Source organism: Herbaspirillum sp. B65 (assembly GCF_000333555.1).
GTDB lineage: Bacteria > Pseudomonadota > Gammaproteobacteria > Burkholderiales > Burkholderiaceae_D > Herbaspirillum > Herbaspirillum rubrisubalbicans.
On record NZ_BADI01000365.1, the window covers coordinates 1 to 2,299 of the forward strand.

At 64.2% G+C, this 2,299-nt stretch carries 1 protein-coding gene and 1 pseudogene; both read right to left on the reverse strand.

All coding sequences use genetic code 11. The annotated features are described in order from the left end of the window. Window positions 1-971 (reverse strand): annotated as a pseudogene (locus I5W_RS08955) (trypsin-like peptidase domain-containing protein); the annotation flags it as partial. Window positions 972-985: 14 nt separating this feature from the next. Beyond that, window positions 986-2,020, reverse strand: coding sequence for a MucB/RseB C-terminal domain-containing protein (locus I5W_RS08960; RefSeq protein WP_044528960.1), 1,035 nt, complete (start codon window positions 2,018-2,020; stop codon window positions 986-988). Window positions 2,021-2,299: the final 279 nt, after the last annotated feature.

Sequence of the window (2,299 nt, forward strand, 5' to 3'; positions counted from 1 at the left end):
TTCCGCCGGGCCACCGGCTTCCACGCGTTGCAACAGGGCGCCCTGGGCGCGCGCCAGCCCAGCGATTCGGGCACGTCTTTGGTCACTTCGCCGATCTGCACGCCGATGCGGCCACCGGTGACGCGCCCGCTGGCCTTCAACTGCTCGGCCACGCGCAGCGCCTCATCGATGGGCACGGCGACGAAAATCCCCATGAAGCCGCCAGAACGGCTGTAGATCTGCGAATTGATGCCGATCACTTCACCCTTGAGGTTGATCAGCGGGCCACCCGAGTTGCCGGGATTGACCGCCACATCGGTCTGGATCAGCGGCAGGTAATCGCCGGTATCGCGCGCCTTGGCCGAGACGATGCCGGCGGTCACGGTGTTTTCCAGGCCGAACGGCGAGCCGATGGCCAGCACCCATTCGCCCACGCGGATCTTGTCGGAGTCCCCCATGTTCAGGCGCGGCAGGTTGCTGCCATCGATCTTGAGCACGGCCACGTCGGTACGGGTGTCGGAACCGACGATCTTGGCCTTGAATTCACGCTTGTCGGTGAGGGTCACATAGACTTCGCTGGCGCCATCGACCACGTGCGCATTGGTGAGGATGAAGCCATCGGCCGAAATGATGAAACCGGAACCGACGCCACGCGGCACCTCTTCCTGCTGCCCCTGGCCACCCTGCTTGCCGTTGCCGCGGGGCGTGCCCGGCTGCTGCTGACGCGGGATGGGGATACCGAAGAAGCGACGGAAGAATTCCTGCATTTCCGGGTCATCCATGCCACCCTGCCCCTGGGCATTCTGGCGCACTCGCTCGGTGGTGCGGATATTGACCACAGCCGGACCGGTACGCTCGACGATATCGGCAAAATCAGGCAGCGCCGCCACTGCGGGCGAAGCCACCGGAGGCGCAGCCAGCACGGCCGGCGCAGCAGCAAACAGGGAGGCGGCCAGCAAGGCGCCGGCGAGGGTATTGTTCAAGGGAGTCATTGCAACGTTCTCTTCTATTTGGATTTCAGTTCAATGGAATTGGCTACCTGCCGGATCGCAGCGGCCGGCACTTCCCCAACCACGGTCAACCAGTAATTTCCATAGCGGCGACCGAGGATGTTCATGGCACCCTGCTGGATCGTACTTTCTTCGCGGCCCTGGCTGCCCGGCTCGATGAACACCGAGATGGCGGCCAGGCCATCGGAAAACACGATCTGCGAAACCTCGCGCTGGGCCGGGCGATTCTGGGCCGGCGCCGCACCCTCGGGCGCGCTATCGGAAATCAGACGGCGCACCTGCTGGATCTTGCGAAAACCCGGTGGCGGCGTCACCTGCCAGGCCGACAGATCAGCCGGCGCCATGGCTGCCTTCTCGATGCGCCAGCCGCGCGTATCGCGGTAAGTGGGGTTGACCCGGGCACGATCAATAGCACCGATCTCGATTTGGGTGAAGGCGATCTGCTCGACCACCTCGCCCTTGGCGTCCAGGGTCTGGGCGCGCAGCAACAAGCCGCTGGCCTGGTCGGTGCAGAAGCGGTAACCATAGCGCAAGGAGTCGCGCGGCTCCAGCACGATGGCATGACAGGTGCGACCCGCCACGCGTTCATCGGTGCCGGCCTGGATGCGGTAGTAGCTGGCCAGATCCTCGGGACGGGCATCGACGATGGCCGGGAAGACATCGCGGGTCACGCGCCGCTCCATGCGCACCAGACGTTCATCGGGCAAGTAGCTGGCCACGTCCTCGTTGTCGCGCACGAATTCGCTGGGGCGACCGTCGAGCAGCTCCAGCTTTTCCAGCTCGCTCTTGCCCGCGACCACGTGGGTCACCCGCGAGCTGCGTATCAACGCGGCCTGCTGGTAGACGAAACTGCCGGAATAATTGAGACGCTGGGCTGCAGATTGCATTTTCTGCAATTGCGCCAGCAGCGGGGAAGAAGCAGTGGCTGCACTGACCGTGGGTGAAGCAACGCCATCGGCCGCATGGGCTGATGGCGCTAGCAACACGGACAGGAAGCACAGTACGCCGTACAGACGCCTCCTTTGACGCATCTTACTTGTCTGCGTCCGAGGAGAAGGCTGCGGAACGGGCGTATTGCGCCGAGCTGTAGGAAGGCGAGAAACGCTGGTGGGCAAACAGGTAGTCGTCGATACGCGGATCGCGCTTGACTTCACCCTGCTGGGCCAGCGAACTCAGTTGGTTCACGTTCTGCGGGTTGCCATTGGTCTGGGCGACNGTGGCAATGGCCGAAGGCACGTTGACCGGGGCCCGAGGCCACTGGGCCACCGGCGCCACGGCCTTGTTGGCGTCAGCCGTCACCAGCGCCTGCT